This is a genomic window from Chryseobacterium sp. 22532, from assembly GCF_052044665.1.
Lineage (GTDB): Bacteria > Bacteroidota > Bacteroidia > Flavobacteriales > Weeksellaceae > Chryseobacterium > Chryseobacterium lathyri.
On record NZ_JBQENJ010000003.1, the window covers coordinates 78,948 to 104,433 of the forward strand.

The 25,486-nt window shown below is 38.7% G+C and carries 19 protein-coding genes and 1 pseudogene; 12 read left to right on the plus strand and 8 right to left on the minus strand.

Annotation, left to right across the window (positions count from 1 at the left end; genetic code table 11):
* The first annotated feature begins 41 nt into the window (after nucleotides 1-41).
* The 10 genes and pseudogenes from ACTJIV_RS08290 to nhaA all read left to right on the plus strand — a co-directional run bounded on the left by ACTJIV_RS08290 (nucleotide 42) and on the right by nhaA (nucleotide 13,421).
* Nucleotides 42-1,622, plus strand: a complete 1,581-nt coding sequence (locus ACTJIV_RS08290) for an MFS transporter (protein ID WP_440626788.1) — start codon at nucleotides 42-44, stop codon at nucleotides 1,620-1,622.
* A gap of 44 nt (nucleotides 1,623-1,666) precedes the next feature.
* Entirely contained in the window at nucleotides 1,667-1,894 is a 228-nt protein-coding gene (locus ACTJIV_RS08295) for a DUF6814 family protein (protein WP_111957580.1), read from the plus strand.
* A 68-nt stretch (nucleotides 1,895-1,962) separates the two neighbouring features.
* On the plus strand, nucleotides 1,963-2,157 hold the full coding sequence (locus tag ACTJIV_RS08300; protein ID WP_034731116.1) for a hypothetical protein: 195 nt from the start codon (nucleotides 1,963-1,965) through the stop codon (nucleotides 2,155-2,157).
* Complete coding sequence (locus ACTJIV_RS08305; RefSeq protein ID WP_440627550.1) at nucleotides 2,150-4,846, plus strand: ATP-binding protein; 2,697 nt, start codon at nucleotides 2,150-2,152, stop codon at nucleotides 4,844-4,846. Before ACTJIV_RS08300 ends, ACTJIV_RS08305 begins: the two co-directional genes overlap by 8 nt.
* A gap of 6 nt (nucleotides 4,847-4,852) precedes the next feature.
* Nucleotides 4,853-5,215 (plus strand): response regulator transcription factor, encoded by a 363-nt coding sequence (locus tag ACTJIV_RS08310; RefSeq protein ID WP_111957584.1) that lies wholly within the window; start codon nucleotides 4,853-4,855, stop codon nucleotides 5,213-5,215.
* A 171-nt stretch (nucleotides 5,216-5,386) separates the two neighbouring features.
* Nucleotides 5,387-7,273, plus strand: coding sequence for an AMP-binding protein (locus tag ACTJIV_RS08315; RefSeq protein ID WP_440626791.1), 1,887 nt, complete (start codon nucleotides 5,387-5,389; stop codon nucleotides 7,271-7,273).
* A 54-nt stretch (nucleotides 7,274-7,327) separates the two neighbouring features.
* Nucleotides 7,328-9,241 (plus strand): annotated as a pseudogene (gene acs / locus ACTJIV_RS08320) (acetate--CoA ligase); the annotation flags it as partial.
* Between the two features lie 310 nt (nucleotides 9,242-9,551).
* On the plus strand, nucleotides 9,552-9,917 hold the full coding sequence (locus tag ACTJIV_RS08325; RefSeq protein WP_111957590.1) for a hypothetical protein: 366 nt from the start codon (nucleotides 9,552-9,554) through the stop codon (nucleotides 9,915-9,917).
* 112 nt (nucleotides 9,918-10,029) lie between these two features.
* A complete protein-coding gene (locus ACTJIV_RS08330; RefSeq protein WP_111957593.1) occupies nucleotides 10,030-12,240 on the plus strand; it encodes a RelA/SpoT family protein in 2,211 nt (736 codons plus the stop codon).
* Nucleotides 12,241-12,242: 2 nt separating this feature from the next.
* On the plus strand, nucleotides 12,243-13,421 hold the full coding sequence (nhaA, locus tag ACTJIV_RS08335; RefSeq protein WP_440626794.1) for a Na+/H+ antiporter NhaA: 1,179 nt from the start codon (nucleotides 12,243-12,245) through the stop codon (nucleotides 13,419-13,421).
* On the opposite strand, the gene ACTJIV_RS08340 is transcribed toward nhaA, so the two are convergent.
* A complete protein-coding gene (locus ACTJIV_RS08340; protein ID WP_111957597.1) occupies nucleotides 13,418-14,428 on the minus strand; it encodes a YihY/virulence factor BrkB family protein in 1,011 nt (336 codons plus the stop codon). The genes nhaA and ACTJIV_RS08340 overlap by 4 nt on opposite strands.
* Nucleotides 14,429-14,772: 344 nt before the next feature.
* On the opposite strand from ACTJIV_RS08340, the gene ACTJIV_RS08345 reads away from it, so the two are divergent.
* The gene (locus ACTJIV_RS08345; protein ID WP_111957599.1) at nucleotides 14,773-15,246 is read left to right on the plus strand and encodes a 23S rRNA (pseudouridine(1915)-N(3))-methyltransferase RlmH; all 474 of its coding nucleotides are present in this window, start codon (nucleotides 14,773-14,775) and stop codon (nucleotides 15,244-15,246) included.
* A 38-nt stretch (nucleotides 15,247-15,284) separates the two neighbouring features.
* Here ACTJIV_RS08345 and ACTJIV_RS08350 read toward each other — a convergent pair whose 3' ends face one another.
* From ACTJIV_RS08350 to secD, 6 genes are all read right to left on the minus strand, one after another.
* On the minus strand, nucleotides 15,285-15,743 hold the full coding sequence (locus ACTJIV_RS08350; protein ID WP_440626796.1) for a tRNA (cytidine(34)-2'-O)-methyltransferase: 459 nt from the start codon (nucleotides 15,741-15,743) through the stop codon (nucleotides 15,285-15,287).
* Nucleotides 15,744-15,829: 86 nt separating this feature from the next.
* Complete coding sequence (locus ACTJIV_RS08355) at nucleotides 15,830-16,642, minus strand: tetratricopeptide repeat protein (RefSeq protein WP_111957603.1); 813 nt, start codon at nucleotides 16,640-16,642, stop codon at nucleotides 15,830-15,832.
* A complete protein-coding gene (locus ACTJIV_RS08360) occupies nucleotides 16,639-17,205 on the minus strand; it encodes a phosphatase PAP2 family protein (protein ID WP_111957605.1) in 567 nt (188 codons plus the stop codon). The genes ACTJIV_RS08355 and ACTJIV_RS08360 overlap by 4 nt, the downstream gene beginning before the upstream one ends.
* Before the next feature lie 3 nt (nucleotides 17,206-17,208).
* Nucleotides 17,209-17,544, minus strand: coding sequence for a Sec-independent protein translocase subunit TatA/TatB (locus ACTJIV_RS08365; protein ID WP_111957607.1), 336 nt, complete (start codon nucleotides 17,542-17,544; stop codon nucleotides 17,209-17,211).
* Between the two features lie 320 nt (nucleotides 17,545-17,864).
* Nucleotides 17,865-19,100 (minus strand): TCR/Tet family MFS transporter, encoded by a 1,236-nt coding sequence (locus tag ACTJIV_RS08370; protein WP_111957609.1) that lies wholly within the window; start codon nucleotides 19,098-19,100, stop codon nucleotides 17,865-17,867.
* Nucleotides 19,101-19,411: 311 nt separating this feature from the next.
* A complete protein-coding gene (gene secD / locus ACTJIV_RS08375; RefSeq protein WP_440626799.1) occupies nucleotides 19,412-22,321 on the minus strand; it encodes a protein translocase subunit SecD in 2,910 nt (969 codons plus the stop codon).
* 218 nt (nucleotides 22,322-22,539) lie between these two features.
* Here secD and ACTJIV_RS08380 point away from each other — a divergent pair, with 218 nt between their 5' ends.
* Nucleotides 22,540-23,910 (plus strand): PQQ-dependent sugar dehydrogenase, encoded by a 1,371-nt coding sequence (locus ACTJIV_RS08380; RefSeq protein ID WP_440626801.1) that lies wholly within the window; start codon nucleotides 22,540-22,542, stop codon nucleotides 23,908-23,910.
* Between the two features lie 50 nt (nucleotides 23,911-23,960).
* Here ACTJIV_RS08380 and hemN read toward each other — a convergent pair whose 3' ends face one another.
* Nucleotides 23,961-25,319, minus strand: a complete 1,359-nt coding sequence (gene hemN, locus ACTJIV_RS08385; RefSeq protein WP_223558816.1) for an oxygen-independent coproporphyrinogen III oxidase — start codon at nucleotides 25,317-25,319, stop codon at nucleotides 23,961-23,963.
* Nucleotides 25,320-25,486 lie beyond the last annotated feature (167 nt).

Below are 25,486 nucleotides of genomic sequence, written 5' to 3' on the forward strand. Positions count from 1 at the left end.
GAACTCAATATCTTAATCCATTAACATCAAAATCAATCAACATGAGCGAAAATCACCACGAAAACTACGAGAATATGACCGACCGGCAGAAGAACCGCACCATCTGGAGTGTGATCACCGCCTCATCACTCGGAACACTGATAGAATGGTATGACTTTTATATTTTTGGAAGTTTAGCTATCGTTTTAGCGACCAAATTTTTCCCTGCTGATAATCCTACTGCCGCATTTTTATCTACGCTGGCGACTTTTGCAGCCGGATTTGTGGTAAGGCCTTTCGGAGCTTTGTTCTTCGGGAGATTAGGCGACATTATCGGAAGAAAATATACATTCCTTGTCACCTTGCTGATCATGGGATTCTCCACTTTCCTGATCGGGTGTATTCCCGGATACGAAACAATTGGATTCCTGGCACCGGTTTTAGTTTTAATTTTAAGGCTTTTACAGGGTTTGGCATTGGGAGGAGAATACGGAGGTGCTGCGACCTATGTTGCAGAATATGCACAGCCACACAGAAGAGGCTACTGGACTTCGTGGATTCAGACTACAGCCACTGCAGGACTTTTTATTTCATTAATTGTCATCTTAATTACTAAAAACTCGCTATCTGCAGCAGAATTTGATTCCTGGGGGTGGAGAGTTCCGTTCTGGATTTCAATTTTAATGGTGGGAGTATCTTATTTCATCAGAAAAAACATGAAAGAATCTCCGCTTTTCGCAAAGGCTAAAAGTGAAGGAAAAACATCTAAAAACCCGTTGAAAGAAAGTTTCGGGAATAAATTCAATTTCAAATTTGTTTTACTGGCACTGTTCGGTGCTGCGATGGGACAGGGTGTTATCTGGTATACCGGACAGTTCTATGCGATGAGTTTCCTACAAAAAGTGATGAATATAGACTCGATGCAGGTCGATTATATGATGGCTACAGCATTGTTAATGGGAACACCGTTTTTCGTGTTCTTCGGCTGGCTTTCGGATAAAATCGGACGAAAAGCGATTATGATGGCAGGTATGCTGGTGGCGATTTTAGCCTACAGGCCTATTTACGACAGCATGTATAAAAGCGTAAATATCGAAGCTAAAACCGTTGCCAGCAATGGAATCAAAGAGACAAGAAGTGCTGCAATCCATAAAGATATTGCATCGGACAGTCTAATTACATTTCACAAAGAAACTACGTTTACAGACGGAACTTTCATTAAAAAAGACAGCATTGTACACTGGTCTGCAGCCGGTCCTGTGATGAAAGACGGAAAAGTGGAAGAGCCGAAGATTACCAAATCGATTACACTAAGCAATGATACAAGATGGTATCTGGTATTCCTGGTTTTCATTCAGGTGATTTTTGTGACGATGGTATACGGTCCGATCGCAGCATTCCTTGTTGAAATGTTCCCGGTAAGAATCCGCTATACCTCGATGTCTCTACCGTATCACATTGGTAATGGAGTATTCGGAGGGCTTCTTCCGGCTGTGGCAACCTACCTGGTCACCCAAGGAAAGGATGCAGGGCATGCAACATGGTACCTGGAAGGACTTTGGTACCCGATTGGAGTTGCTGTAGTCTGTTTAGTCATCGGATTGATTTATCTTAAAAATAAGAACAACAATATCCACGATTAATAGAGATAATCATTCAGAAATTTATTAATTTTAAATCTACTAAAATGAACGGATTAAAAAAAATATTAGGCATTGTATGGATTCTGGTTGCACTGGTTGTTGCGTACTTCGGAATTACCGTGATGGGAATCCCTAAAATAACTTCAGGAAAACAGGAAGATCTTGTTTTCGGTATCATTATACTTTTTATACTGGTGCCGATTGTTTCCGGTGGAATGGCTATTTTCGGGTACTATTCGCTGATAGGAGAATATTCAGACGATAAAATTTAATTTATAAACGATTAATGATAATTGATGAGTACCCGCACTCATCAATTATCTTTTATCAATCATCATGTATGAAGAAAAGACACGAACAAAAACTGATTATCCTGAGCATCGGGCTGATGATGGCTTTCAGCATTCCTATTTCACTGCTTTTCAACAGTGAAAAAGATGTTTTTGGCTACCCGATGATTCTGATCTATCTGTTCGCGGTCTGGATGATCTCCATCATTATCTCTTTTGTAATCGTAAAAAAATATGATGAGTAGCCTCGCGTTATTTGCTGTTGTTTTACTCTATCTCGCCCTTTTGTTCTTAGTTGCCCATCTGGCAGAGAAGAAGAGAAGCAAACGGTGGGTGAACAATCCTTACATTTACGCATTGTCTCTGGCAGTCTACTGCACAGCATGGACGTATTACGGAAGTATCGGCGTTGCAGCTACAAGCGGACTGAATTATTTACCCATCTACATTGGTCCTATTATGATTATCCCTGCATGGATCTACATCAATACAAGGATTGTAAGAATTTCCAGAGTCAACAAAATCAGCAGCCTTGCCGATTTTATTTCTTTACGATATGGAAACAGCAGAAGCTTCAGTGCAATCATCACAGTTGTCTGCCTGTTAGCCATTGTTCCTTATATCGGGCTTCAGATCAAAGCTATTTCCGAAACTTTTCACCTGGTTACTGAGACTTCAATATCCAATAATATACTGACCGACAATGCAACGTTTGTAGTTGTTTTAATTGCCCTGTTCTCTTCCTATTACGGAACCAGATATGTAGACGCATCAGAAAAACGTTTGGGTATTATTTCCGCCATTGCCCTGGAAAGCTTTTTAAAGCTTTTCTTTATCATCATTTTGGGCATATTTGTCATTTATTTTGTATTTGACGGTTTTTCAGACATCTATGACAAGGCAAGCAAGTTTGAAGATTTTAAAGAAAAAAATACATTTAAGGGAATTGAAGATGCTATGAACTGGATGGTTCTGTGTATGATTTCTGCCACAGCCATCTGCATTCTTCCGAGACAATTTCATACTGCAATTATTGAGAACAGACAGGAGAAGCATATCAAGACTGCAATCTGGTTCTTTCCTCTTTACTTATTGATCTTCACGATCTTCATTTTCCCGATCGCCTGGGGCGGAAGATTAATTTTTGACGGAGAGAAGGTAAATCCGGAGTTCTATTCTATTCTGATTCCACAGCATTTTGACAATACTTTAATCACAGTTTTTGTATTTCTAGGCGGACTGAGCTCATGTATTTCCATGATCATCATTTCAGCTATTACCTTATCCATCATGCTTTCCAATAACCTCATCATCCCTTACGGTTTGTTGGGGAAATTCAAATCTGACAATGAGGTTCAGAATACAAGAAACATTACAAACATTAGAAAATTCAGCATCTTTGCCCTGATCATCATGGCTTTTGTTTTCTATAAATATTTTATCCTGAAAACATCTTTGGATTCTGTAGGACTTATCTCATTTGTTGTAATCGCACAGCTGGCTCCTTCATTTTTCGGTGCGATATTCTGGAGAAGAGGAAGTTATAAAGGTGCCGTAGCGGGACTTCTTGCAGGATTAGCAATCTGCTACTTCGGACTGATCATTCCGCAGTATTATTTCTCGTACAACCAGGAATTCAAAGGGATTATCCGTGAAATGTATGATGTTTTTACATTTTTTAATATTCCTTTTCTAAGCAGGATCTCACAGATTTTTTTCTGGTCCATTTTTGTTAACACAGCTTTGTTTACCATCATTTCCGTAAGTGTTAAAGGCAACTACCGGGAAAGAAATTTTGCAGAATTATATGTGGATATCGATAAGCATATTTTAAATCATGAAAATGCTTTTGTCTGGCGCGGAACTGCTTATGTTTCAGATATCAGAAATATTCTGGAAAGATTTCTGGGCAAAAATAAAACGGAACAGGCTTTAAGGATCTTTAATTTGAAATACAACATCGATTCCAACACTGAAACAGCAGATTCAAGATTTATCAAATTCTCTGAGAACCTTCTGGCAGGAAGAATCGGGACCGCATCCGCAAAAATTCTGATCGAAGGTGTAACGAAAGAAGATAAAATATCTTTAAGAGAAGTTTTAAACATTTTAGAGGAATCTAAAGAAAATATTATCCTTAACAAAAAACTCACCGAACAGTCGGAAGAATTACAGAAGCTTTCCAATGACCTGAGAAAGGCCAACGAAAACCTAATTGTTAAAGACCGTCAGAAAGATGATTTCCTAGATTCTGTAGCCCATGAATTACGAACCCCGATCACCGCCATCCGTTCGGCAGGCGAAATTTTAGCGGACGATGATGATATTCCAACAGACATTAAGCAGGAATTTTTAAACAATATCATCACGGAATCCGACAGGCTGAGTGAAATCATCAACGATATTCTTTACCTTGATAAACTGGAACATGGCGAAATTGCTTTGAATATTAAAGAAAACAATATTCTTGAAACCTACAAAAAAGCTTTAAACCCACTACTCCATCTGATACAGCAAAAAAACATTCATTTAAGTGAAGTGAATCTTCTGAATCAAACCGTATTTGAATATGATGAAGCGAGAATGATCCAGCTTTTCCAGAATATCCTCGGAAACGCTTTAAAATTTACCGATGACCAGGGAACAATACAGACCAAACTGGCTGAAAAAGAAGATCACCTGGTCATTACCATTTTCAATACCGGACAGCATATTCCCGAAGAGGATCTGGAAATGATTTTCGATAAATTTTATCAGTCAAAAAACCAGAATATCTTAAAACCAACAGGAAGCGGACTCGGACTGGCTATTTCAAAGAAAATTGTACAGGCACACAGCGGAACCATAAAAGCAGAAAACAGCGGTCTTGGCGTAACTTTTACGATAAGCATTCCTTACAGCATAACAAAAAATGAAGTTGAACAAAACCAATAACCATCTATGAGAAAGATCATTATTGCCGATGACGAACATAAAATATTAATGTCACTTGAATACAGCTTTAAGAAAAACGGCTACGACGTTTACATCGCAAGAGACGGAACAGAAGTTCTGGAGTTCCTGAAAACAATGGTTCCGGACGTTATTCTTCTGGATATCATGATGCCCAACCTGGACGGATACAGCACCCTGGAAGCCATCAAAGAAGATGAAAGAATGAAAGACACAAAAGTCATTTTTCTGAGCGCAAAAAATAATCCTAAAGATATTGAAAAAGGACTGAAAATGGGCGCTGATGCTTATGTCACGAAGCCCTATTCCATTAAAAAACTGCAGCAGCAGATTGAGGAGATGTTTGAGTAGACAGATTCAAGAATCAAGATAATACATCGTCATTGTGAACAAAGCGAAGCAATTTCTTAATAATCTTAATTCTTAAAGTTTTTAAGAGCTTAAGTCTCAGCTTTACTTTAGAGATTGCTTCGTCGCTTCGCTCTTCGCAATGACAAAAAAAACATAAAACACAAAATTAATATGGACGCAGATAACTTGTTTAAGCAAAGCATAGAAGACAAGGAAAATTTCTGGAAGGAACAGGCTAGAGAAATACAGTGGTTTAAGTTTCCGGAACAGATTCTTTCCAATGGTAAAAATGATTATCCGCAGTGGTATTGTGACGGAAAGCTCAATGTGTGCTATCTGTGCATTGATAAACACATCGAAGACGGTTTTGGAAATCAGACCGCCATTATTTATGATTCTCCGGTTACAGATCAGAAAATCACCTACACTTTTGATGAGGCCAAAGAAGAAATATCAAAATTCGCAGGAGGTCTCGTTTCATTAGGTTTAAAAAAAGGTGATACAGCCGTTATTTACATGCCGATGATCCCACAGACTCTTTTTGCAATGCTGGCCTGTGCAAGAATCGGGGTGATTCACAATGTGGTTTTCGGAGGTTTTGCACCGAACGAATTGGTGGTAAGAATTGATGACTGTAAGCCAAAAGCCCTGATCACCGCTACTGCCGGTGTAGAAATAGCGAGAAGAATTCCCTATTTGCCACTTGTCGAAAAAGCCATTGAACTGGCGCAGGACAAAGTAGACAACATTATTGTTTACAACAGAAAACTGGTGGATAACCAGCATGAAATGTTCGACGGACTGATTGATTATGAAGAACTGGTTCAAAAATCAAAGCCTGTAGATTGTGTTTCCATAGAATCAACTCATCCGCTGTATCTTCTTTACACTTCTGGAACCACGGGAAAACCTAAAGGAATTGTCCGTGACACCGGAGGTTATGCAACCGCATTGAAATTCTCCATGAAATATATTTACGGTGTTGAACCCGGAGAAACTTACTGGGCAGCGTCTGATTTCGGGTGGGCAGTCGGACATAGCTTTAGCGTGTACGGTCCGCTTATCAACCGAAATACAACCATCATCTTCGAAGGAAAACCCATTATGACTCCTGATGCAGGTACGTTCTGGAGAATTATTTCAGAATATAAAGTTTCTGCAATGTTTACTGCCCCTACAGCCATCCGGGCTATTAAAAAAGAAGATCCGGATGGAGAACTGGTAAAAAAATACGACCTGTCCCATTTCAAAAAGCAGTTTTTAGCTGGCGAACGATGCGATGTGGCCACTTTAGACTGGTTTGCAGAGCATATAGGAATTCCTGCTATTGACCATTGGTGGCAGACAGAATCCGGATGGCCAATGCTGGGCCTAATGACATTCGACGATAATTATCAGATTAAAAGAGCATCTGCCGGAAAGCCGATTCCCGGATACGACATTAAGATATTTGATGAGAACGGATATGAGCTTGATGCCCATCAGGAAGGTTATTTAATTATCAAACTTCCGCTTCCTCCCGGCGCGCTTTTAGGCATCTGGAATGACGATGAGCGCTTTCAGAACAGTTATCTTTCACAGTACAAAGGGTATTATTTCTCGGGAGACGGTGCTATTCAGGATGAGGACGGCTATATTTTCATTACCGGAAGAGTGGACGACGTCATTAATGTAGCCGGACACAGGCTTTCCACCTCAGAAATGGAAGAAATTGTCTCTTCCCATCCCGATGTGGCAGAATGTGCTGTTGTAGGAATAGATGATGAACTCAAAGGGCAGGTTCCTTTTGCTACGGTTGTTTTAAAAAACGGAACAATAATCTCTGAGGAAGAAATAGAAAAAGATATCATCAGAATGATTCGCGAAAAGATTGGTGCTGTGGCTTTTTTAAAGAATGCAATGGTTGTTAAACGTTTACCCAAAACCCGCTCAGGAAAGATTCTAAGAAAACTGATCAGAACCTTGCTGGATGGAAAAGATTTCCAGGTTCCATCCACGATAGATGATGAAAAAATCATTGAAGAAATTCAGGAAAAAATCAATGACTATAGGGCTTAAGCCATAAATTAAACATATATTTAATATTAATAAAATTCAAATTTCAAAAAACAAAGGGATATGAGAAATTACTTAATTGAAGATTTGCCACATTATTTTGAAGAGTATAAAAAGTCTATCAAAAATCCTAAAAAATTCTGGGATAAGATTGCGGACCAAAATTTCGTGTGGTACCAGAGATGGAGCAAGGTGGTTAAGTATGATATGAATGAAGCCAAAATCACATGGTTTAAGAATGCCAAATTAAATATCACTAAAAACTGCATAGACAGGCACCTTGCCGTAAGAGGTGAAAAAACAGCAATTATCTGGGAACCCAACGACCCTAAAGAAGAAGCTCAGCATATTTCCTATAATGAACTGTATCAACGGGTTAATAAAACCGCCAATGTTCTGCGTGAAATGGGAATTGAAAAAGGCGACAGAGTCTGCATTTACCTTCCCATGATCCCCGAGCTGGCCGTTACCATGCTTGCCTGCGCCAAACTGGGAGCAGTACATTCTGTTATCTTTGCAGGATTCTCAGCTTCCGCCGTGGCTTCAAGGGTTAATGACTGTAATGCCAAAATGATTATTACTTCTGATGGCAGCTACAGGGGAAACAAAGTTCTTGATCTGAAAAGCATTGTAGACGAAGCATTGGAAAAAACACCAAGCGTAGAATCCGTTCTGGTTGTGAAAAGAACACACAACGAAATTAAAATGAAAGAAGGCAGAGACCACTGGATGGCGGATCTGTATGAAAAAGCCTCCGCAGATTTCGTGACCGTTATCATGGATGCCGAAGATCCCCTTTTCATCCTGTATACCTCAGGTTCTACCGGAAAACCGAAAGGAATGCTTCACACTTCTGCAGGATACATGGTATACACCGCCTACACTTTTAAAAATGTTTTTAATTATAAAGAGAATGATATCTATTGGTGTACAGCAGATATCGGATGGATCACAGGACATTCCTATATTCTCTACGGACCGCTTCTTAACGGAGCTACTACAGTAATTTTCGAAGGGGTACCTACCTATCCTGAACCGGACCGTTTCTGGGAAGTGATTGAAAAACATAAAATCACCCAGTTCTATACCGCTCCTACCGCCATCCGTTCATTGGCCAAAGAAAGCACGGAATGGGTAGATAAACATGACCTGAGCTCATTGAAGGTGATCGGTTCCGTAGGTGAGCCTATCAATGATGAAGCCTGGCATTGGTTCAATGATCATGTCGGAAATAAAAAATGTCCTATTGTAGATACATGGTGGCAGACGGAAACAGGAGGAATCATGATCTCCCCACTTCCTTTCGTTACCCCAACCAAACCCACTTATGCCACACTTCCTTTACCAGGAATCCAGCCTGTTCTGATGGATGATAAGCGTAACGAAATTACAGGAAACCAGGTAACAGGAAACCTATGCATCCGCTTTCCATGGCCGGGAATTGCAAGAACGATCTGGGGTGACCATCAGCGGTATAAGGAAACTTATTTCAGTGCCTTTCCGGGAAAATACTTCACAGGCGACGGTGCACTAAGGGATGAAGTAGGATATTACAGAATTACAGGCCGTGTAGACGACGTGATTATTGTTTCCGGGCACAATCTGGGAACAGCACCTATCGAAGACAGCATCAATGAACATCCAGCTGTTGCAGAATCTGCTATTGTTGGTTATCCTCATGACATCAAAGGAAACGCTTTATATGGGTTTGTGATCTTAAAAGAAACCGGAGAAGGCCGTGACAAGGAAAATCTCAAAAAGGAGATTAATCAGCTGATCTCAGACCAGATAGGACCCATTGCCAAACTTGACAAGATACAGTTTGTTTCAGGGCTTCCGAAAACACGTTCCGGAAAAATTATGCGTAGAATCCTGAGAAAAATTGCAGAAGGAGATTTCAGTAATTTCGGAGATATTTCTACACTGCTAAATCCTGAAATTGTGGAGGAAATTAAAAATGAAAGGATATAAAATTAATGATATTCAACGGACGGGCTTCGGCCCGTTTTTTTATTTTTTTATTTCCCGCAGATTTTCACAGATGAAAAAAATCAATAGAACCTGTAAAACACCCATTCAGAAATAGGCTGAGCCAGCTCCTCCGGCTCATCTTGCTCGTTTTCATAGCATCATTAAAATCAAACAGGTGTTCAATAGACATTTTCAAACATTTTAACATTACATTATAGATAAAACAATAAATTATAAATTTTAATGAATTAATAATAACAATATTGAAAAATATTTATTATCTTTAGGTACAATTTAAAAACTATTGCTTATGTCAAATATATTAGCTGGATTATTTGCACATCACAGCGATTACAAAAAGCTTGAAGCCGATCTGGAAAATTCAGGATTTGAAAGTTCAGATTACATAGTATATCTTCATAGCGGCTCTGATACCTCTCAGTATCTTGCGAGTGTTGCGGTAAAAGATAATAACCAAACTGATGGCGCGAGAAATATTTTCAACCAAAATTCAGTACTGAAGACCTATTTATTCGAGAATATGGGTATTGGAGAGGCACATTACGATCAAATTAAACGATTTATTGATGCCAGAAACAGAGCCGACATCCATAACAGCCCTGATGTGAAAATAAAGGCATCAAGCAGCGGCATGGATTCAGAAGTTAAATTCTGACAGAAAACACAAAATCTAATAACCGGAAATCCGCAGAACGCTCTGCGGATTTTTTATGGTGGAAAAGTTTAAAAAATTTCGTATTTTCGTTTAATTATAGGCATTAGCACAAATGAGTTACGATTTAGAACAGGAAAACAAAGAGATCCTTGCCCGGTATAAGGATTTGATTTCGAATACATACAGGACTCTGGACGAGGAAAATAACAAGCTCATCCGGAAGGCATTTGATATTGCATTGGATGCCCATAAAGATCAAAGGAGAAAATCCGGCGAACCCTACATCTACCACCCTATTGCTGTTGCTAAAATTGTAGCAACAGAGATTGGTCTTGGAGCCACATCTATCGCCTGCGCCCTGCTGCATGACGTTATAGAAGATTCCGATTATACCTATGAAGATCTTAAAAAGATTTTTGGAGAAAAGATCGCCAATATTGTGAACGGGCTCACAAAGATCTCCATTATGAATCACCAGAACATTTCCGTACAGTCTGAAAATTACAGAAAACTGTTATTGACACTGTCTGAAGATTTCAGAGTTATTCTCATCAAGATTGCTGACCGTCTTCACAATATGCGGACACTGGAAAGTATGGCTCCGGACAAGCAGAAAAAGATTGCTTCGGAAACAGTTTATATCTATGCACCTATGGCACACCGTCTGGGGCTGTATAATATCAAATCGGAGCTGGAAGATCTTTCCCTGAAATACAACAATCCTGAAGTTTATAATGAGATCACAGAAAAGCTGGAACTGGCGAAAGAAAGCCGTGAAAGATATATTGAGGAATTCAAGAAAGAAGCTTCGGAAAGATTAAAAGAAGAAGGTTTAAATTTCACCATCAAAGGCCGTGCGAAAGCTATTTCCTCTATTTACAGAAAAATGCTGAAGCAGGGAGTTTCTTTTGAAGAGGTATTCGATAACTATGCGATCAGGATTATTTATAAATCGGATGCAAAGAACGAAAAGTTCCTGGCCTGGAAGATCTACTCTATCGTAACGGATGTTTACCACAGCAATCCTTCAAGAATGAGGGACTGGATCACACAGCCACGTTCTACAGGGTACGAAAGTCTCCATTTGACTGTACTGGGACCGGACAAAAAATGGATTGAGGTACAGATCCGTTCCGAAAGAATGGACGAAATCGCAGAAAAAGGAGTGGCAGCCCACTACAAATACAAAGAAGGCTACAAACAGAGTTCTGATGACCGGAATTTTGAAAGATGGGTTACCGAAATCCGTGATATTCTTGAACAGCAGCAAAATCTTTCCACGTCCGAACTTTTAGATAATATTAAACTCAATTTATATTCTAAGGAAGTATTTGTTTTTACTCCAAAAGGGGAAATCAAGATCCTTCCAACAAATGCTACCGCTCTGGATTTTGCTTTTGCCGTTCACTCCGACCTTGGAATGAAATGTCTTGGAGCAAAAATCAACGGGAAACTGGTTCCTATTTCTTATGTTCTTCAGAATGGTGACCAGATAGATATTTTATCTTCACAAAATCAGAAGCCTAAATCGGACTGGCTGGAATTTGTAGTGACATCCAAAGCCAAGTCCAAGATCAAAAGCTACCTGAATTCCCAGAAGAACCAGCTGGTGGAAGATGGAAAAGAAATTCTTCAAAGGAAACTTCGCCATGCAAAGATTAATTTTAATGATGAAGAAGTGAACAAGCTTCAGAAGTTTTTCAATCTGAAGTCTTCTCAGGAACTGTTCCTTAAATTTCAAAGCAATGAACTGGATGTCAGCAGTCTGAGAAAATATATCGAAAGTAAAAATGTATTTAATAATTTACTTTCAAGGTTCAGAAAATCCCCGACGAAAAACGTACATTTTGAGGAACCGAAAGAACAGAACCTTGATATGATTGTTTTCGGGAAAGACGAAGAGAAACTGAACTACAGCTATGCCAAATGCTGTACGGTAATTCCCGGTGATAAAATTTTTGGGTTTATTACCATTTCAGACGGTATCAAGGTCCACAGTGACAATTGTCCCAACGCAATCAATCTGAGAGCACAATACGATTACCGTGTCATCCCGGCCAAATGGGTGAATGCGGAAAGCTTTAAGAACAGAGTTAAGATCGAAATCGAAGGTCTCGACAGAATGGGAATGATTAACGATATTACAACCGTGATCAGCGGAAGTATGGGAATGGATATGAAAAGTATGTCCATAGAATCTAACAATGGTGTTTTTATGGGCAATATCAATCTTGAAGTTAAAAACAAAGGCCAACTGGAAGAAACATTTAAAAAACTCAAAAGCATTGATGGAGTTTCAAGAGTGAGACGACTACAATCATAGACATGAATTTATCTTTATATTTTAAAAAATTTTTCAGCAGCAATCAGTCATCGGGAATTATACTTATTTTCTGTGTGCTTGTCTCATTATTAATTGCCAATTCGTCCGCAGGAGAAGGTTTCCAGAATTTTCTGGACAAAGAAGTGGGAACTCAGCTTTTTCATCTTACCTATCCTGTGAGCATATGGATCAATGACGGGCTGATGGCCGTTTTCTTTTTACTTGTAGGCCTCGAGATTAAACGGGAAATGGTGGAAGGTGAACTGTCTTCTTTCAAAAATGCCTCCCTTCCTATATTTGCAGCCGTAGGAGGAATGCTGGTTCCTGCAGCAATCTATACCTTCTTCAATTCCGGAACAGAATATAGCAGCGGCTGGGGAATTCCTATGGCTACGGATATTGCTTTTTCACTGGCTATCATTTCAATGCTGGGAAAAAAGATTCCCAACTCTATTAAAATATTTCTTGCAGCGCTGGCAATTGTAGATGATCTCGGCGCCATCCTGGTGATCGCTATTTTTTATACTGAACAAATTCACTGGGCCTATCTCCTACTTTCGTTTGGAACAGCAGCACTGCTGTTTCTCTTAAATTTCCTGAAAGTTACCCGTCTTATTTTTTATATTATTCCAGGGTTATTTTTGTGGTATTTCCTGCATCATTCCGGGATTCATGCAACAATAGCCGGAGTTCTGCTGGCATTTTCCATTCCTACGAATGTATCTGATGTAGAAACCTCTCCTCTTGAAAAACTGGAGCACAAGCTTCATTTTCCCGTAAGTTTTCTGATCATGCCGATATTTGCTTTAACGAATACCAATATTGCTTTTACCAGTGAAATGGTAGCGGGTGTGACAAGTACATTGGGTCTGGGAATTATCTGTGGACTGATATTGGGAAAACTGATCGGAATTAATCTGTTTTCTTTTATCGCCATTAAATTAAAGCTCAGCACACTGCCTCAAAACAGTACATGGCTACAAATGGTCGGTGTTGGATTACTGGCGGGAATAGGCTTCACCATGTCGATTTTCATTGCACTTCTTTCCTTTAAAGATAGTATTCCAATTCAGGATGAAGCTAAATTTGCCATCCTGATCGCTTCTTTCTTAGCAGCAGTTTTAGGGTTTGTCATATTAAGTATGAGTTCTAAAAAAGATATGAACGCCGTGGAAAATTAATCTTTTCCCTCTTCCAGCTTTCTTTTGTGCTCTTCATCGCTTTCCAGATTAGGCTCTGTCACCTGTGCATGATAATGAGCTGCTTCTCTTTTGATCTCATCAGACAGCAGCTTTTCGATTCGGAGTTTTCTGAGGGCCATATTAAGCTCGTTTCCGAACAGCAGAAGATACACATTCACATTCACCCAAACCATCAGTAGGATCATACTTCCGATAGATCCGTAAAGGACGTTATATCTGGCAATATCTTTCACATAGATCGCGAAGATAAAAGTAGTAAGAACAAACAGGACCGTCGTTAAAATAGCTCCCGGTACAGCCTGTCTGAACCTGGCAATTTTCACCGTTCCCAACCAGTAAAAAAGCGTTAAAAGGATGAAGTAAAACAGCGGAAAAGATACAAACCCAATGATTTTGGAAAGGTTTTTGACCAACCATGAAATATCGTAAGCCGGAGTGAAAGGTTTTATGACAACTTCCGCATAATACACTCCAAAAAGTGCAAAAAATACAATGGTAATAAAGCCAATCGTTATAAAAAATGAAAGAATAAATTCTTTAACGTCACTAAGCTTTTCATCTGAATTTTCATTAAACCCATTGATAAGAGAAAAAGTCCCATTCGTAGCAAAAATCAAAGCCAGCACAATAGTGAGATTACTGATTCCTTTCATATTAGGAATAATATTAGTCTCAATATACCCACGTATATCCCCTTGCATACTAGAAGGAAAAACGTTGTGCATCAGAACTTCAAAAATATAAAACTGCAGCTTGTCATAATGCGGCATGTACGGCAAAACGGAAAGCAGGAAGAGCAGAAAAGGAAATAAACTGATGGTGAAGCTCCAGGAAATGGCTGCCGCCTTTCTTCCGATATTGCCTTTGAAAATTCCGGAAATATAGATCTGGAACATCTGCCAGAGCGATATGCCCAAAACAGGAATATGTATACCGTCAAAAAACTCTTGAATCTTCAAGATAAATCTAGGAACTTTTATACTCATCTATTTGGTGTATTTTACTTAATAAAATCCTCCTGTTCATCTCTTGAGAAGGAGAAGATCTGCTGTTTTTAATAAGTCTTTATACAAATATAAACATTTTCCTTTTTCTTATTTCAATACCACAGGAACGAATAAATAACAATTTTTTAATGGTTCAATGGATCTGTTTATGTAGATAAACAGAAATGATGGGCAAGAAAAGAATTTAAAAATTAAATAGCCAAAACATTGAAAATACTAGAAATCATTGGTCTTTCTATTTTTAACATTTTCAGCCTGGCTTTACTGGCTTCAGCTGTTTTCCGGCATAAAATGGTATCTTTGCCTTTTGAAATCCTCCATACATGAGAATCAGCTTACTTTGTATCGGCAAAACGGATGATAAGGAGATTACCTCTTTAATCAGCTACTACCTTACCCGCCTTCCCAAGCACTGGAATTTTGAAATCACCGAAATTCCTGATGTAAAAAACGCAAAAAACCTCTCACCTGAACTTTTGAAGAAGGAAGAATCCAAGCTGTTCCTCAATTATATTGACAAAAATGACCTAGTTGTACTCTTAGATGAGAAAGGCAAGCAGTTCACCAGCCGTGAATTTTCACAAAAAATTGATGCGTGGATGAATTCTTCAGTAAAGAAAGTTCATATCCTTATCGGGGGTGCATATGGTTTCTCAGAAGATGTCTACAGCCGGGCCAATGAAAAAATGTCTTTATCAAAAATGACTTTTACCCACCAGATGATCCGTTTATTTATCGTGGAACAACTCTACCGTGCCGACCAGATCCTGCAGGGAAAGCCTTACCATAATGATTAAATCTTTGTAAATTTTTACTGTCAGTTAAAACTTTATTCTTACTTAACCTGTAAACCAATCTGTCTTTTTGCCTCACCTACTACAAAAGCAACGGAATTGGCAATATTAAAGCTTCGGATTAATTTTGACATGGGAATCGTCAAATGGTTTTCAAACTGATCCAGGACTTCATTACTCAACCCCACACTTTCTTTGCCGAAAACCAGCCAGTCGCCATCCCGAAAGTTATTTTCCAGATAGGATTTTTCAGCATGTGAACTCATTAAAAAAACGCGGGACGGATCGGGAATATTCTTCACCCACTCTTCAACATTTGCATATTCAGTAACATCAAGATGTACCCAATAATCTAAACCGGACCTTTTCAGATTTTTATCATTGATTACAAATCCAAACGGATGAACCAGGTGCAGTTTACTTTCGGTCCCTACACATAGCCGTCCGATATTGCCTGTATTGTTGGGTATTTCAGGTTCTACAAGAACAATGTTTAACATCTATATTTCTTTATTTTATGGCTTATTTCATTCTTACGGGCGCGGCATTTCATGCCGCGCCCGTAAGAATGTATTTACTATAAGATTTATTTTTTCACACATTTAGCATAATAATCTGCCAAAATAGCTTTTTCATATCCTAAGCTTACTGCTTTATCCAGGTTTTCACAGGCCTCTTTTGGTTTTGCCGTATCAAATAGGATCAATGCTTTGGTTACATAGGAATGGGAAAATTTAGGATCTATGGAAATAGCTTTATTAGCATCTGTAAGAGCTTCTTTAGACTTTTTCATTTTGAAATAAACATCTGCCCTGCCATTATACAACAGTGATTCCGGTTTTTCAGAGATCAGCTGATTGTAATCTTTTAAGGCACCGTCCAGGTCACCATTATTTTTCTTCAGATTGGCCAGTCCCGTTTTCGCAAAAATATTATCCGGTGCAAAGCTCAGGATCTGTTTGAGATCACTCAGTGCAAGATCTTTTTTTCCCTGGCTGTCATAGATTTTGGAACGGGTAAGATAAAATTCCGGATTTTCAGCATCAATCTTAAGGCCGGTAGAGATATATTCTAATGCCTTAGCCTTATTTCCTTTCTGGCTGTTCAGTGATGCAAGATTGGCATATACTGGAGCCGATAAGGGATTGGCTTTCATTGCGGATTCGTACGATTTCAAAGCTAATGCCGTTTTTCCAAGCCTTCTTTGGGCTGTTCCCAGATTATTGTAATATTCAGACTGATATTTCTGAATCTGCTCTTTTTCCGCAAGTTTGGTATATTGCTCTTCCGCACATTTGTAATCGGCTTTTTTAAAGCATTCTTCTGCTTTAATTTTGTCCTGTGCGTAAAGTATGAATGAGGAGCATATCAATGCTGTCAGTAATAAAGATTTTTTCATGAAGGTATATTTTGTTTGTTGATGACTTTTTTGGCGAGTATTCCAAATATCACTCCCAATAAAGATCCAACAAACGCCCCCACCAAAATATCTATCGGGAAATGCACTCCTAAATATATGCGGCTGTAAGAAACTATCACAGCCCATACAAATATAGCATATGGAAACCAATTGAGCTTCTTTTTCAATAAAATGCTTAAATAAGCTGCCAGGAAGAAGGTATTGGAAGCATGGGCAGAATAAAATCCATACTGCCCTCCGCACTTCACGATCCTCATATAATGTTCTAAACTGGGATCATGGCAGGGCCGAAGCCTGGCCACTCCATATTTGAAAACACTTGCCAGCTGGTCGGAAACCGTAGCTCCAAGTGCAATGAATATAAGGATAAAAACTAAGGATTTTAGCTTATAGTTCTTGTATAAAAAGTAAAGAAATATAATGTATAGCGGTACCCATATCCATGTACTGGAAATGAGCATCCAAAATTGGTCGAAAGAAGTATCGCCCAAATTATTAAGGTATAGAAAAACCTTTTTGTCTTCCTGAATGATTTCCTCCATGAATTATCTGCTTACAGGCCCTTCGTAGGTTTCATCGTCGGCAGGCTTTAGTTTCGGAGGTTCATTAGTTGCGGAAGGTTCTGTCATGATATCTTTTTCAATGTTCTTCATGGGGTTGAAGTCCTTTGCAGCGTCTTTTACCTTCTCAATTTCACGTTTGATCTCAGAAACAGGATTATCAGTTTCCTTCATGATCTCAGTTTTAATGTCTTCCACTGCACCACGCATCTTTCTAACACCTGCCCCAAGGTCACGCGCTATCTGAGGAAGTTTATCCGGACCGAATAAAACAACAATCGCTACCGCGATCAGAGCCATTTCTCCAATGCTTAATTCCATGCCGTAAAATTACAAAAGATTATACATTTATTTACAGGAAACTAAAATTTTAAACAAATTTTAAGATTTTATAAGATTAAAGCTATGAAGTTCAAGAATTTAAGAATCAAGTACACTTCGATTAGCTGTTGAATTTTGTTGCTGGCTGTAAATTATTTTTTGCAGATAATAGTTTCGATTCCGAATCTAAATCCAGCATTTTTGACTCTTTGATTTTAGTTCAATATTTAAAGCTGTCATGCTTTGTAAAGCTACTGCTTATTTTCAACACTTATCTTAATTCGGGTTTAAATAATTAATCTTTTCAGACTTTGCTTTAATTACAGCTTTTTGATCAGCTTTTTATCTTTTTTCTGAAATGCATAATAAGTCATCACCACACTTATCGCCATTAAAATAAATGCCAGGAAGAACGGTGCTCCTGAAAATTCAAATGGGGCTTCGTCGTGGGTAAAGAAGTAAAAAAGGTTAGTCATCAACGGTGGCCCTATAATAGAAGTAGCGCTCATTAAACTGGTCAATGCTCCCTGGAGCTCTCCCTGCTCGTTGGAAGGAACACTTTTCGTAATTACTGACTGCAATGCCGGTCCACAGATTCCACCCAGACAGTAAGGAACTAAAAACGCAAACATCATCCAGCCTTCTGTAGCAAAGGCGAACAAAAGCATCCCTAATGCATACAAAGCCAATCCGTAATAAATACTTTTTTCCTCTCCTAATCTTGGAGTTGTCCAGCGTATCAGAACACCCTGAACCAGACCTACTAAAAGTCCTACAACCCCTAATGAAATTCCAACCATCCTTTCCGTCCAGCTAAATTTGTACATGGTGAAAAAGCTCCAGTTACTCTGTACGGCATGGCCCGCAATATAAATTAAGATAAGGGCAAAGATCAGTCCTGAAATTTCCGGATGCTTACCTAAAAATTTAAATGAACCAACAGGATTCGCCCGTTTCCAGTCGAATTCTCTTCTTTTATCCTTATCTAAGCTTTCAGGAAGAACGAAATAACCGTAAAGGAAATTTAAAAGGCATAAACCTGCCGCTGCATAAAAAGGCACTCTGGCACCATAATGTCCCAAAACTCCTCCCAATACAGGTCCGATGATAAATCCAAGACCAAATGCGGCCCCGATAAGACCGAAATTCTTAGCCCTGTCTTCATCTGTAGAAATATCAGCAATATAAGCACTGGCGGTTGTTACACTGGCTCCTGTGATCCCGGCAATAATCCGGCCCAGGAAAAGCCACCAGATCGTGGGTGCAAGAGCAAGAAAAATATAATCTACTGCAAATCCAAAAAGGGAAATCAGGATAATAGGCCTTCTCCCGTATTTATCACTCAGGTTTCCTACCACCGGTGAAAAGATAAACTGAGTAAATGCGTAGGCAAAACCTAGCCAGCCACCATATTTTGCTGCTTCACTGATGTCAGCATGGATCAGTTCCTCAATTAATTTGGGAACAACAGGAATAATAATTCCCCATCCTGTAATGTCAATCAATAAAGTAATAAATATAAAGCCGATGGCTGCTTTTTTCCTTGAGTTTTCCATAATGCTGCAAAATTAATGAAATCTGAAATATAATGATTCTAAATTGTGGATTTAAGGGAGAGTCAAGAATCAAGAGTCAAGATTTTAGATGAAAGATTTCAGACATCAGATTCCAGATTTGGGCTACGCAAATATAAATTTAAACCTTGAACTTTAATATTAAATTTTTGAAATCCAGATCTTGAAACCAAGAATGCGGTAATCCGTAATTCAAAAACTTTGAGCCCAAAATCCCTGATATTTTTACCCCCATCCGCACAAAAAAGGCCATTTCTTTCGAAATGGCCTTTACTTATTTATTGTAGTTGATATTACTTTGAAGCAAGTACTTCTTTGGTACTTGTTGTCTTCCCGTGCACCTCATCTTCTTTTCCTTTCTTAAGGAAATCATAAGCAATAGCCGATGCAATAAAGATGGATGAATAGGTACCAAATCCGATACCGATCAACATGGCAAACATAAATCCTCTCAGGTTATCTCCACCAAAGATGAAGATCGCCAGAATCACAAGAATCGTTGTAAATGAAGTGTTGAATGTTCTACCTAATGTACTTGAGATAGAGTCATCAAATAATCCTGCCAATGTTAAAGCCTTCTTCTCTCTTAAATACTCTCTAATTCTATCGAAGATAATAACGGTATCATTAATTGAGTATCCTAATACGGTAAGGATTGCTGCAACAAAATCCTGGTTGATCTCCATGTTGAACGGCATAAATTTATGAAGCAATGAATACGCTCCCAAAATAATTACCGCATCATGGAACAAAGCTACAACAGCACCCAACGAGAATTGCCATTTTCTAAATCTTAACAAGATATAGATGAAAATACCCGCTAAAGCAGCTACTACAGCAAGAATACCGTGAGTTTGGATATCATCTGCTACCGTAGGTCCTACTTTTTCAGAAGAGATAATTCCTGCATGCTCTTTATCCGCAGATTTGAAATCACTCAATGTAGTCTTGGCAGGCAAGCTTGCCTTTAATCCTTCGTATAATTTCTGCTCTACAGTTTGGTCAGCTTTTAAAGACTCATCTTCAATAAGGTAATCTGTTGAGATTTTCAACTGTCTGTCGTTTCCGAAAGTTTTAGCTTCAACAGAAGAGTTTTTACCATCTTCAGTTTTGAATACTTTTACCAGGTTCTGCTCAATATCTTCAGCATTAACCGCTTTATCAAATCTTACTACATAGTTTCTACCTCCTGTAAAATCAATTCCGTATTTGAAACCGTGGATGGCAATAGATGCAATACAAACTAGAGTTAAAACACCAGAAATGATATAGGCATATTTTCTTTTTCCGATAAAATCGATCCATGTATTTCTGAACAGGTTCTTCGTTGGAGGAGTCCAGACAGAAAGATGTTTTCCTTTATTCAATCTTGTGAAGATCATTACTCTTGAAAGTAATACGGAAGTAAAGAATGTCATTAATATACCAATTCCTAAAGTCAAAGCAAATCCTTTGATAGGTCCTGTTCCGAATAAGAAAAGTACACCAGCCGTTAATAATGTCGTTAAGTGACCATCTACGATCGCACTTAGTGCATGTTTGAAACCGTCTTTGTAAGCTTCCAGGATGCTCTTTCCTGCAAATAACTCTTCTTTGGTTCTTTCATAGATAATTACATTCGTATCGACCGCCATCGCCATCGTAAGAACGATACCCGCGATACCAGGAAGTGTTAGTGTAAAGTCTCCGGAATCCATAATTCCGAAAATATAGAATAAGTTGATGATCATTGCAATTACAGCATACACCCCTGCACCACCGTAATAGAAAATGATATAAACAATAATAATTAAAAATGCGATAGCAAATGAAATAACCCCTGCATTAATAGATTCCTGTCCTAATGAAGGTCCTACTACTGTAGCCTGAACTACTTTTGCACCAGCCGGTAATTTACCTGCTCCCAAAACATCTACCAGTTCTTTAGCTTCTTCCTGAGAGAAGTTACCAGAGATCTGGGTTCTCCCGTTTGGAATAGCGTTCACAACATTTGGCGCAGTATATACTCTGCCATCCAATGTTACCGCTACCGGCTTACCTACGTTCTTTTCAGTTAATGTTTTCCATTCTTTAGCACCTTTGGAATCCATCTGCATGTCTACTACCACTCTGCTTAGCTCATCATAGCCAATGCTTGCCGTTTCAACAGCACCGTCTACCGGAGCTTTTTGGTTGATATTACCTCTGATTGCATACAATACTAAACTTTCAGCATCTGTAGCTTCAGGTTTGTATCCCCACATAAACTGTGTATATTTAATGTTAGCCGGACGTAATGACTGACCTACTTTGCTGTTCAAAATTTTGTTTACAGCAGCAGTATCTGAAAGTTTTACGCTTGCAACACCGTTTGATCTTAATTTGTCAAGGTTTAAAAGACTCATGAAGTTGATGTTCTTCGCAACTCCCATAGAATCACCTTTTATGCCTACCATTGTAGTCAATGTCTGGAAATATGGCGCTATTTCAGGAACCTGCTGTACTTCCCAGAACTGAAGTTTTGCAGAAGTCTGAAGCATTTTCTTCACCTTGTCGATATCTTTCATACCTGGCATTTCAACAGAAATTCTTGCCGTACCCGGTACTCTCTGAACGTTTGGCTGCACCGCACCCATTTTATCGATTCTGGTTCTGATTACTTCAAAAGCAGTACCTACAGAAAGATCAATTCTTCTTTTGATGATACTTTTTACCTGATCATCAGTCGTATTGTACTTGATCTCCGATAAATTAGTATTTCCGAAAAGTTCAGGATCAGCCAGCTTAAGGTTCGTTCCTTTTGCTTTGTTGATCGCTTCAAACTGATCGAAGAAATTATCGATGTAAGATTTTGTAGAATTCTTCTGAACTTCATCCGTCTTGTTTAAAGCCTCAATAAGAACAGGATTGGTAGAATAATTGGTTAAATCATTTACCAAATCTCTTTGGTTGATTTCCAAAAGAACGTTGATCCCTCCTTTCAAGTCAAGACCAAGTTTCATTTCCTTGTCTTTGGCTTTAGTGTAATAAAGTTTTGTGAATTCCAGGTTCAAAGTATCTTTAGAAAGTCTTGTAATTTCTTTCTGATACTTTTCCGGATTGTCTCCTGCAACAGCAGTCGCCTGCCTTTCAATTTTGCTGGCGTACCAAGTTGGTAATAGCTCATTTAAGCAAATTAACCCTAGTACAATAGCAACAATTGTAATAAGTCCTTTTCCTTGCATTTTGTTATAACTACGTTAAATTAAGTCGGCAAATATAATGATTTTATTATTATTTTATGAATTTTTTAACAACAGAAACGGTTTATTTTCAGATATATCGGGGTTTTAACTTCTATTTAAGATTTAATAATTTTTCCTCCTTATCGTAATGAAATTTTCAAATTCCGATTGGTATAAAATTTTCATTCATTTATCAATACACTAAATATCAAAATATTATGAAAAAACTATTTTTTACCCTAAGCGTTTTTTCTTCCTTAATCGTTAATTCTCAAAGCATTAATTTAGTAGAATTTGCGTCCGGGCTTACCAGTCCAGTTGAAATTACGAACGCCAATGACACCCGTCTCTTCGTCGTACAGCAGAACGGAATCATTAAGATCATTCAGCCCAACGGAACGATTAACAGTGCCGATTTTATGAATATCAGCTCCAAAGTTCTTTACGGAGGGGAAAGAGGCCTTCTTGGTCTTGCCTTTCATCCTCAGTATTCAACCACCGGGTATTTCTTTGTGTATTACAACAATACCGCCGGAAATATCATTGTAGCAAGGTATTCTGTAAGCTCTGCTAACCCTGACGTTGCAGATCCAGCTTCTGAAAAGATCCTTCTGAATATTCCAAAACCGTTTGACAATCATAACGGCGGAAGTATTCATTTCGGTCCTGACGGAAATCTTTGGATCATTACGGGAGATGGGGGAAGCGGCGGAGACCCCAACAATAATGCTCAAAACATCAATTCACTTCTGGGAAAAATGTTAAGAATCGATGTGAATGCTACAGGGCCGTATAATATTCCGCCCGGAAACCCTTTTGCAGGAAATTTAGTAACCGGAGCCGACGAAATCTGGTCATATGGACTTAGAAATGCATGGAAATTTTCATTTGACACAAATACAGGGAATGTAATCATTGCTGATGTAGGCCAGGGAGCCATTGAAGAGATCAACAGGATGCCTGCTACCCAAGCTGGAATCAATTACGGATGGCGATGTTATGAAGGCAATAACGCTTACAATACAGCAGGATGTGCCCCTATGTCCACAATGACATTTCCGGTTGCCGTTTATGATCATTCCGGTGGGAAATGCTCTATAACCGGTGGGTATATTTACAGAGGAAGCCAATATCCTGCCCTTCAGGGAAAATACTTCTTTGCAGATTACTGTTCTGAACAGATCGGAATCATGAATCCGGATAATTCTATTGTGTGGAATTCTCCAAGTTCGGGGAACAATTTTTCTACTTTCGGGCAGAACTCTCAGAAAGAATTGTTTGTGGCAGCGGTAAACAGCGGAAAAATATTTAAAATCACAACAGGCGCGCTGGCAACAGACGAGACAGACCGCTCAAATTCTTTGTATATTCATCCTAATCCCGCTTCTGAAAAAGTGTTCATTGAAGGTCTGGAAGACCTGAACAGCACTGCAGATCTTTTCAGTACAGAAGGAAAAATAGTTCTGGAAAAAGCAAAAATTGAAAACGACGGCAGCGTAGACATTACAGGAATTCCTGCCGGAGTTTATTACCTGATCATCAAATCGGGAGATGTGAAATCTTACAGCCAGAAACTTATTATTAAATGACAGAAATTTTACTTCAATAAAAAAGCGGTTCCGATGGAACCGCTTTTGTTTTATATCGTCATAGAGAAAATTCTTGTTTCCGGTTTATTCCTCATCATCCTGAGATCGAAAACCATGGCAACATTTCTCGTAAATGCTCTTCCTTTTTCTGTGATCCTGATTTGATTGTCGTAAATCTCCACCAATTCATCTTTTTCCATTTCTTTCAGCATTTCAAATGCATTTTCCAGTTCCGGGAAAGAATTCTTATCAGTAAAGGTTGTTTCAAGCTGACACATCAGATTCAGAATATGTCTTCTTACCGTAAGATCTTCATCATCAAGAATATGACCTTTTACCACAGGAATTTTTCCTTCTTCAATAATCTTCTGGTACTCTTCCACCGTTTTTACATTCTGGGCAAAAGCATACCAGGAATCTGAAATAGCAGACATTCCAAGACCTACCATCAGTTGGGTATTGCTTGAAGTATAGCCCATAAAGTTCCTGTGAAGCTTTTTATGAATCAGGGATTGGTACAGGTCATCATGTTCAAGAGAAAAATGATCCATTCCTACTTCTATATATCCTAAATTTTCAAGCAGTCTTTTACCGTCTTCATATAAACGGCGTTTTTCTTCACCGCTAGGTAAATCGTTTTCATCAAAACCTCTCTGTCCTACCCCTTTTACCCACGGAACGTGTGCATAGGAATAAAAAGCAAGCCTGTCCGGCTTCAGTTCCATTGTTTTTCTGATGGTATTCTCCATGGCATCCCAGCTCTGGTGCGGGAGTCCGAAAACCAAATCATGGCTGATTCCTCTGTAACCAATTTCCTTAGCCCACTCCGTTACATTTTTTACATTTTCAAAGGATTGTATTCTGTTGATTGCCTTTTGAACTTTAGGGTCATAATCCTGAACGCCAAAACTTACCCTCCTGAAGCCAAGATCGTATAAAGTCTGAAGGTGATCCCTTGTCGTATTATTCGGATGTCCTTCAAAAGAAAACTCAGGGTGTTCTGCTATTTCTACGGTTTCAAAGATACCTTCCAATAAGGTTTTTAAATTTTTTGGCGAAAAAAATGTAGGGGTCCCGCCTCCAAGGTGAAGTTCTTTAAGCTTGGGTCTTTCTTCAAAAAGTTCCAGATAAAGCTTCCATTCCTTCAAAACACTTTCCAGATATGGAATTTCAACACTGTGTTGTTTTGTGATACGCTTGTGGCAGGCACAGAACGTACACAATGCTTCGCAGAAAGGCAGGTGAATATAAATAGAAATTCCCTCTTCTGCATTACTCTCATGAAATGACCTTATCACGGTCTCCCTCCACTTTTCAGGAGAAAATGTAGATTCGTCCCAATAAGGAACAGTGGGATATGATGTGTAGCGTGGTCCGGGAATATTATACTTATCTATTAAAGAATTCATTTCAAAATTTAAAATATTATCGAATCATGAAATTTAACATAAAATAAATTTCATCCTGCAAAATTAACCATTACGAATGAATTTTAAACCATGAAATATATTAGGCTGTATTTTATAATGAGTCTAAATATGATCGCTACTGGAATTCTTCAAATAATGATAAATTC

What these genes read in the sequence shown, in the direction of transcription:
- ACTJIV_RS08290 (WP_440626788.1), top strand. Translation starts at nt 42, where the DNA reads ATGAGCGAAAATCACCACGAAAACTACGAGAATATGACCGACCGGCAG.
- ACTJIV_RS08295 (WP_111957580.1), top strand. Translation starts at nt 1,667, where the DNA reads ATGAACGGATTAAAAAAAATATTAGGCATTGTATGGATTCTGGTTGCA.
- ACTJIV_RS08300 (WP_034731116.1), top strand. Translation starts at nt 1,963, where the DNA reads ATGAAGAAAAGACACGAACAAAAACTGATTATCCTGAGCATCGGGCTG.
- ACTJIV_RS08305 (WP_440627550.1), top strand. Translation starts at nt 2,150, where the DNA reads ATGAGTAGCCTCGCGTTATTTGCTGTTGTTTTACTCTATCTCGCCCTT.
- ACTJIV_RS08310 (WP_111957584.1), top strand. Translation starts at nt 4,853, where the DNA reads ATGAGAAAGATCATTATTGCCGATGACGAACATAAAATATTAATGTCA.
- ACTJIV_RS08315 (WP_440626791.1), top strand. Translation starts at nt 5,387, where the DNA reads ATGGACGCAGATAACTTGTTTAAGCAAAGCATAGAAGACAAGGAAAAT.
- ACTJIV_RS08325 (WP_111957590.1), top strand. Translation starts at nt 9,552, where the DNA reads ATGTCAAATATATTAGCTGGATTATTTGCACATCACAGCGATTACAAA.
- ACTJIV_RS08330 (WP_111957593.1), top strand. Translation starts at nt 10,030, where the DNA reads ATGAGTTACGATTTAGAACAGGAAAACAAAGAGATCCTTGCCCGGTAT.
- nhaA (WP_440626794.1), top strand. Translation starts at nt 12,243, where the DNA reads ATGAATTTATCTTTATATTTTAAAAAATTTTTCAGCAGCAATCAGTCA.
- ACTJIV_RS08340 (WP_111957597.1), bottom strand. Translation starts at nt 14,428, where the DNA reads ATGAGTATAAAAGTTCCTAGATTTATCTTGAAGATTCAAGAGTTTTTT.
- ACTJIV_RS08345 (WP_111957599.1), top strand. Translation starts at nt 14,773, where the DNA reads ATGAGAATCAGCTTACTTTGTATCGGCAAAACGGATGATAAGGAGATT.
- ACTJIV_RS08350 (WP_440626796.1), bottom strand. Translation starts at nt 15,743, where the DNA reads ATGTTAAACATTGTTCTTGTAGAACCTGAAATACCCAACAATACAGGC.
- ACTJIV_RS08355 (WP_111957603.1), bottom strand. Translation starts at nt 16,642, where the DNA reads ATGAAAAAATCTTTATTACTGACAGCATTGATATGCTCCTCATTCATA.
- ACTJIV_RS08360 (WP_111957605.1), bottom strand. Translation starts at nt 17,205, where the DNA reads ATGGAGGAAATCATTCAGGAAGACAAAAAGGTTTTTCTATACCTTAAT.
- ACTJIV_RS08365 (WP_111957607.1), bottom strand. Translation starts at nt 17,544, where the DNA reads ATGGAATTAAGCATTGGAGAAATGGCTCTGATCGCGGTAGCGATTGTT.
- ACTJIV_RS08370 (WP_111957609.1), bottom strand. Translation starts at nt 19,100, where the DNA reads ATGGAAAACTCAAGGAAAAAAGCAGCCATCGGCTTTATATTTATTACT.
- secD (WP_440626799.1), bottom strand. Translation starts at nt 22,321, where the DNA reads ATGCAAGGAAAAGGACTTATTACAATTGTTGCTATTGTACTAGGGTTA.
- ACTJIV_RS08380 (WP_440626801.1), top strand. Translation starts at nt 22,540, where the DNA reads ATGAAAAAACTATTTTTTACCCTAAGCGTTTTTTCTTCCTTAATCGTT.
- hemN (WP_223558816.1), bottom strand. Translation starts at nt 25,319, where the DNA reads ATGAATTCTTTAATAGATAAGTATAATATTCCCGGACCACGCTACACA.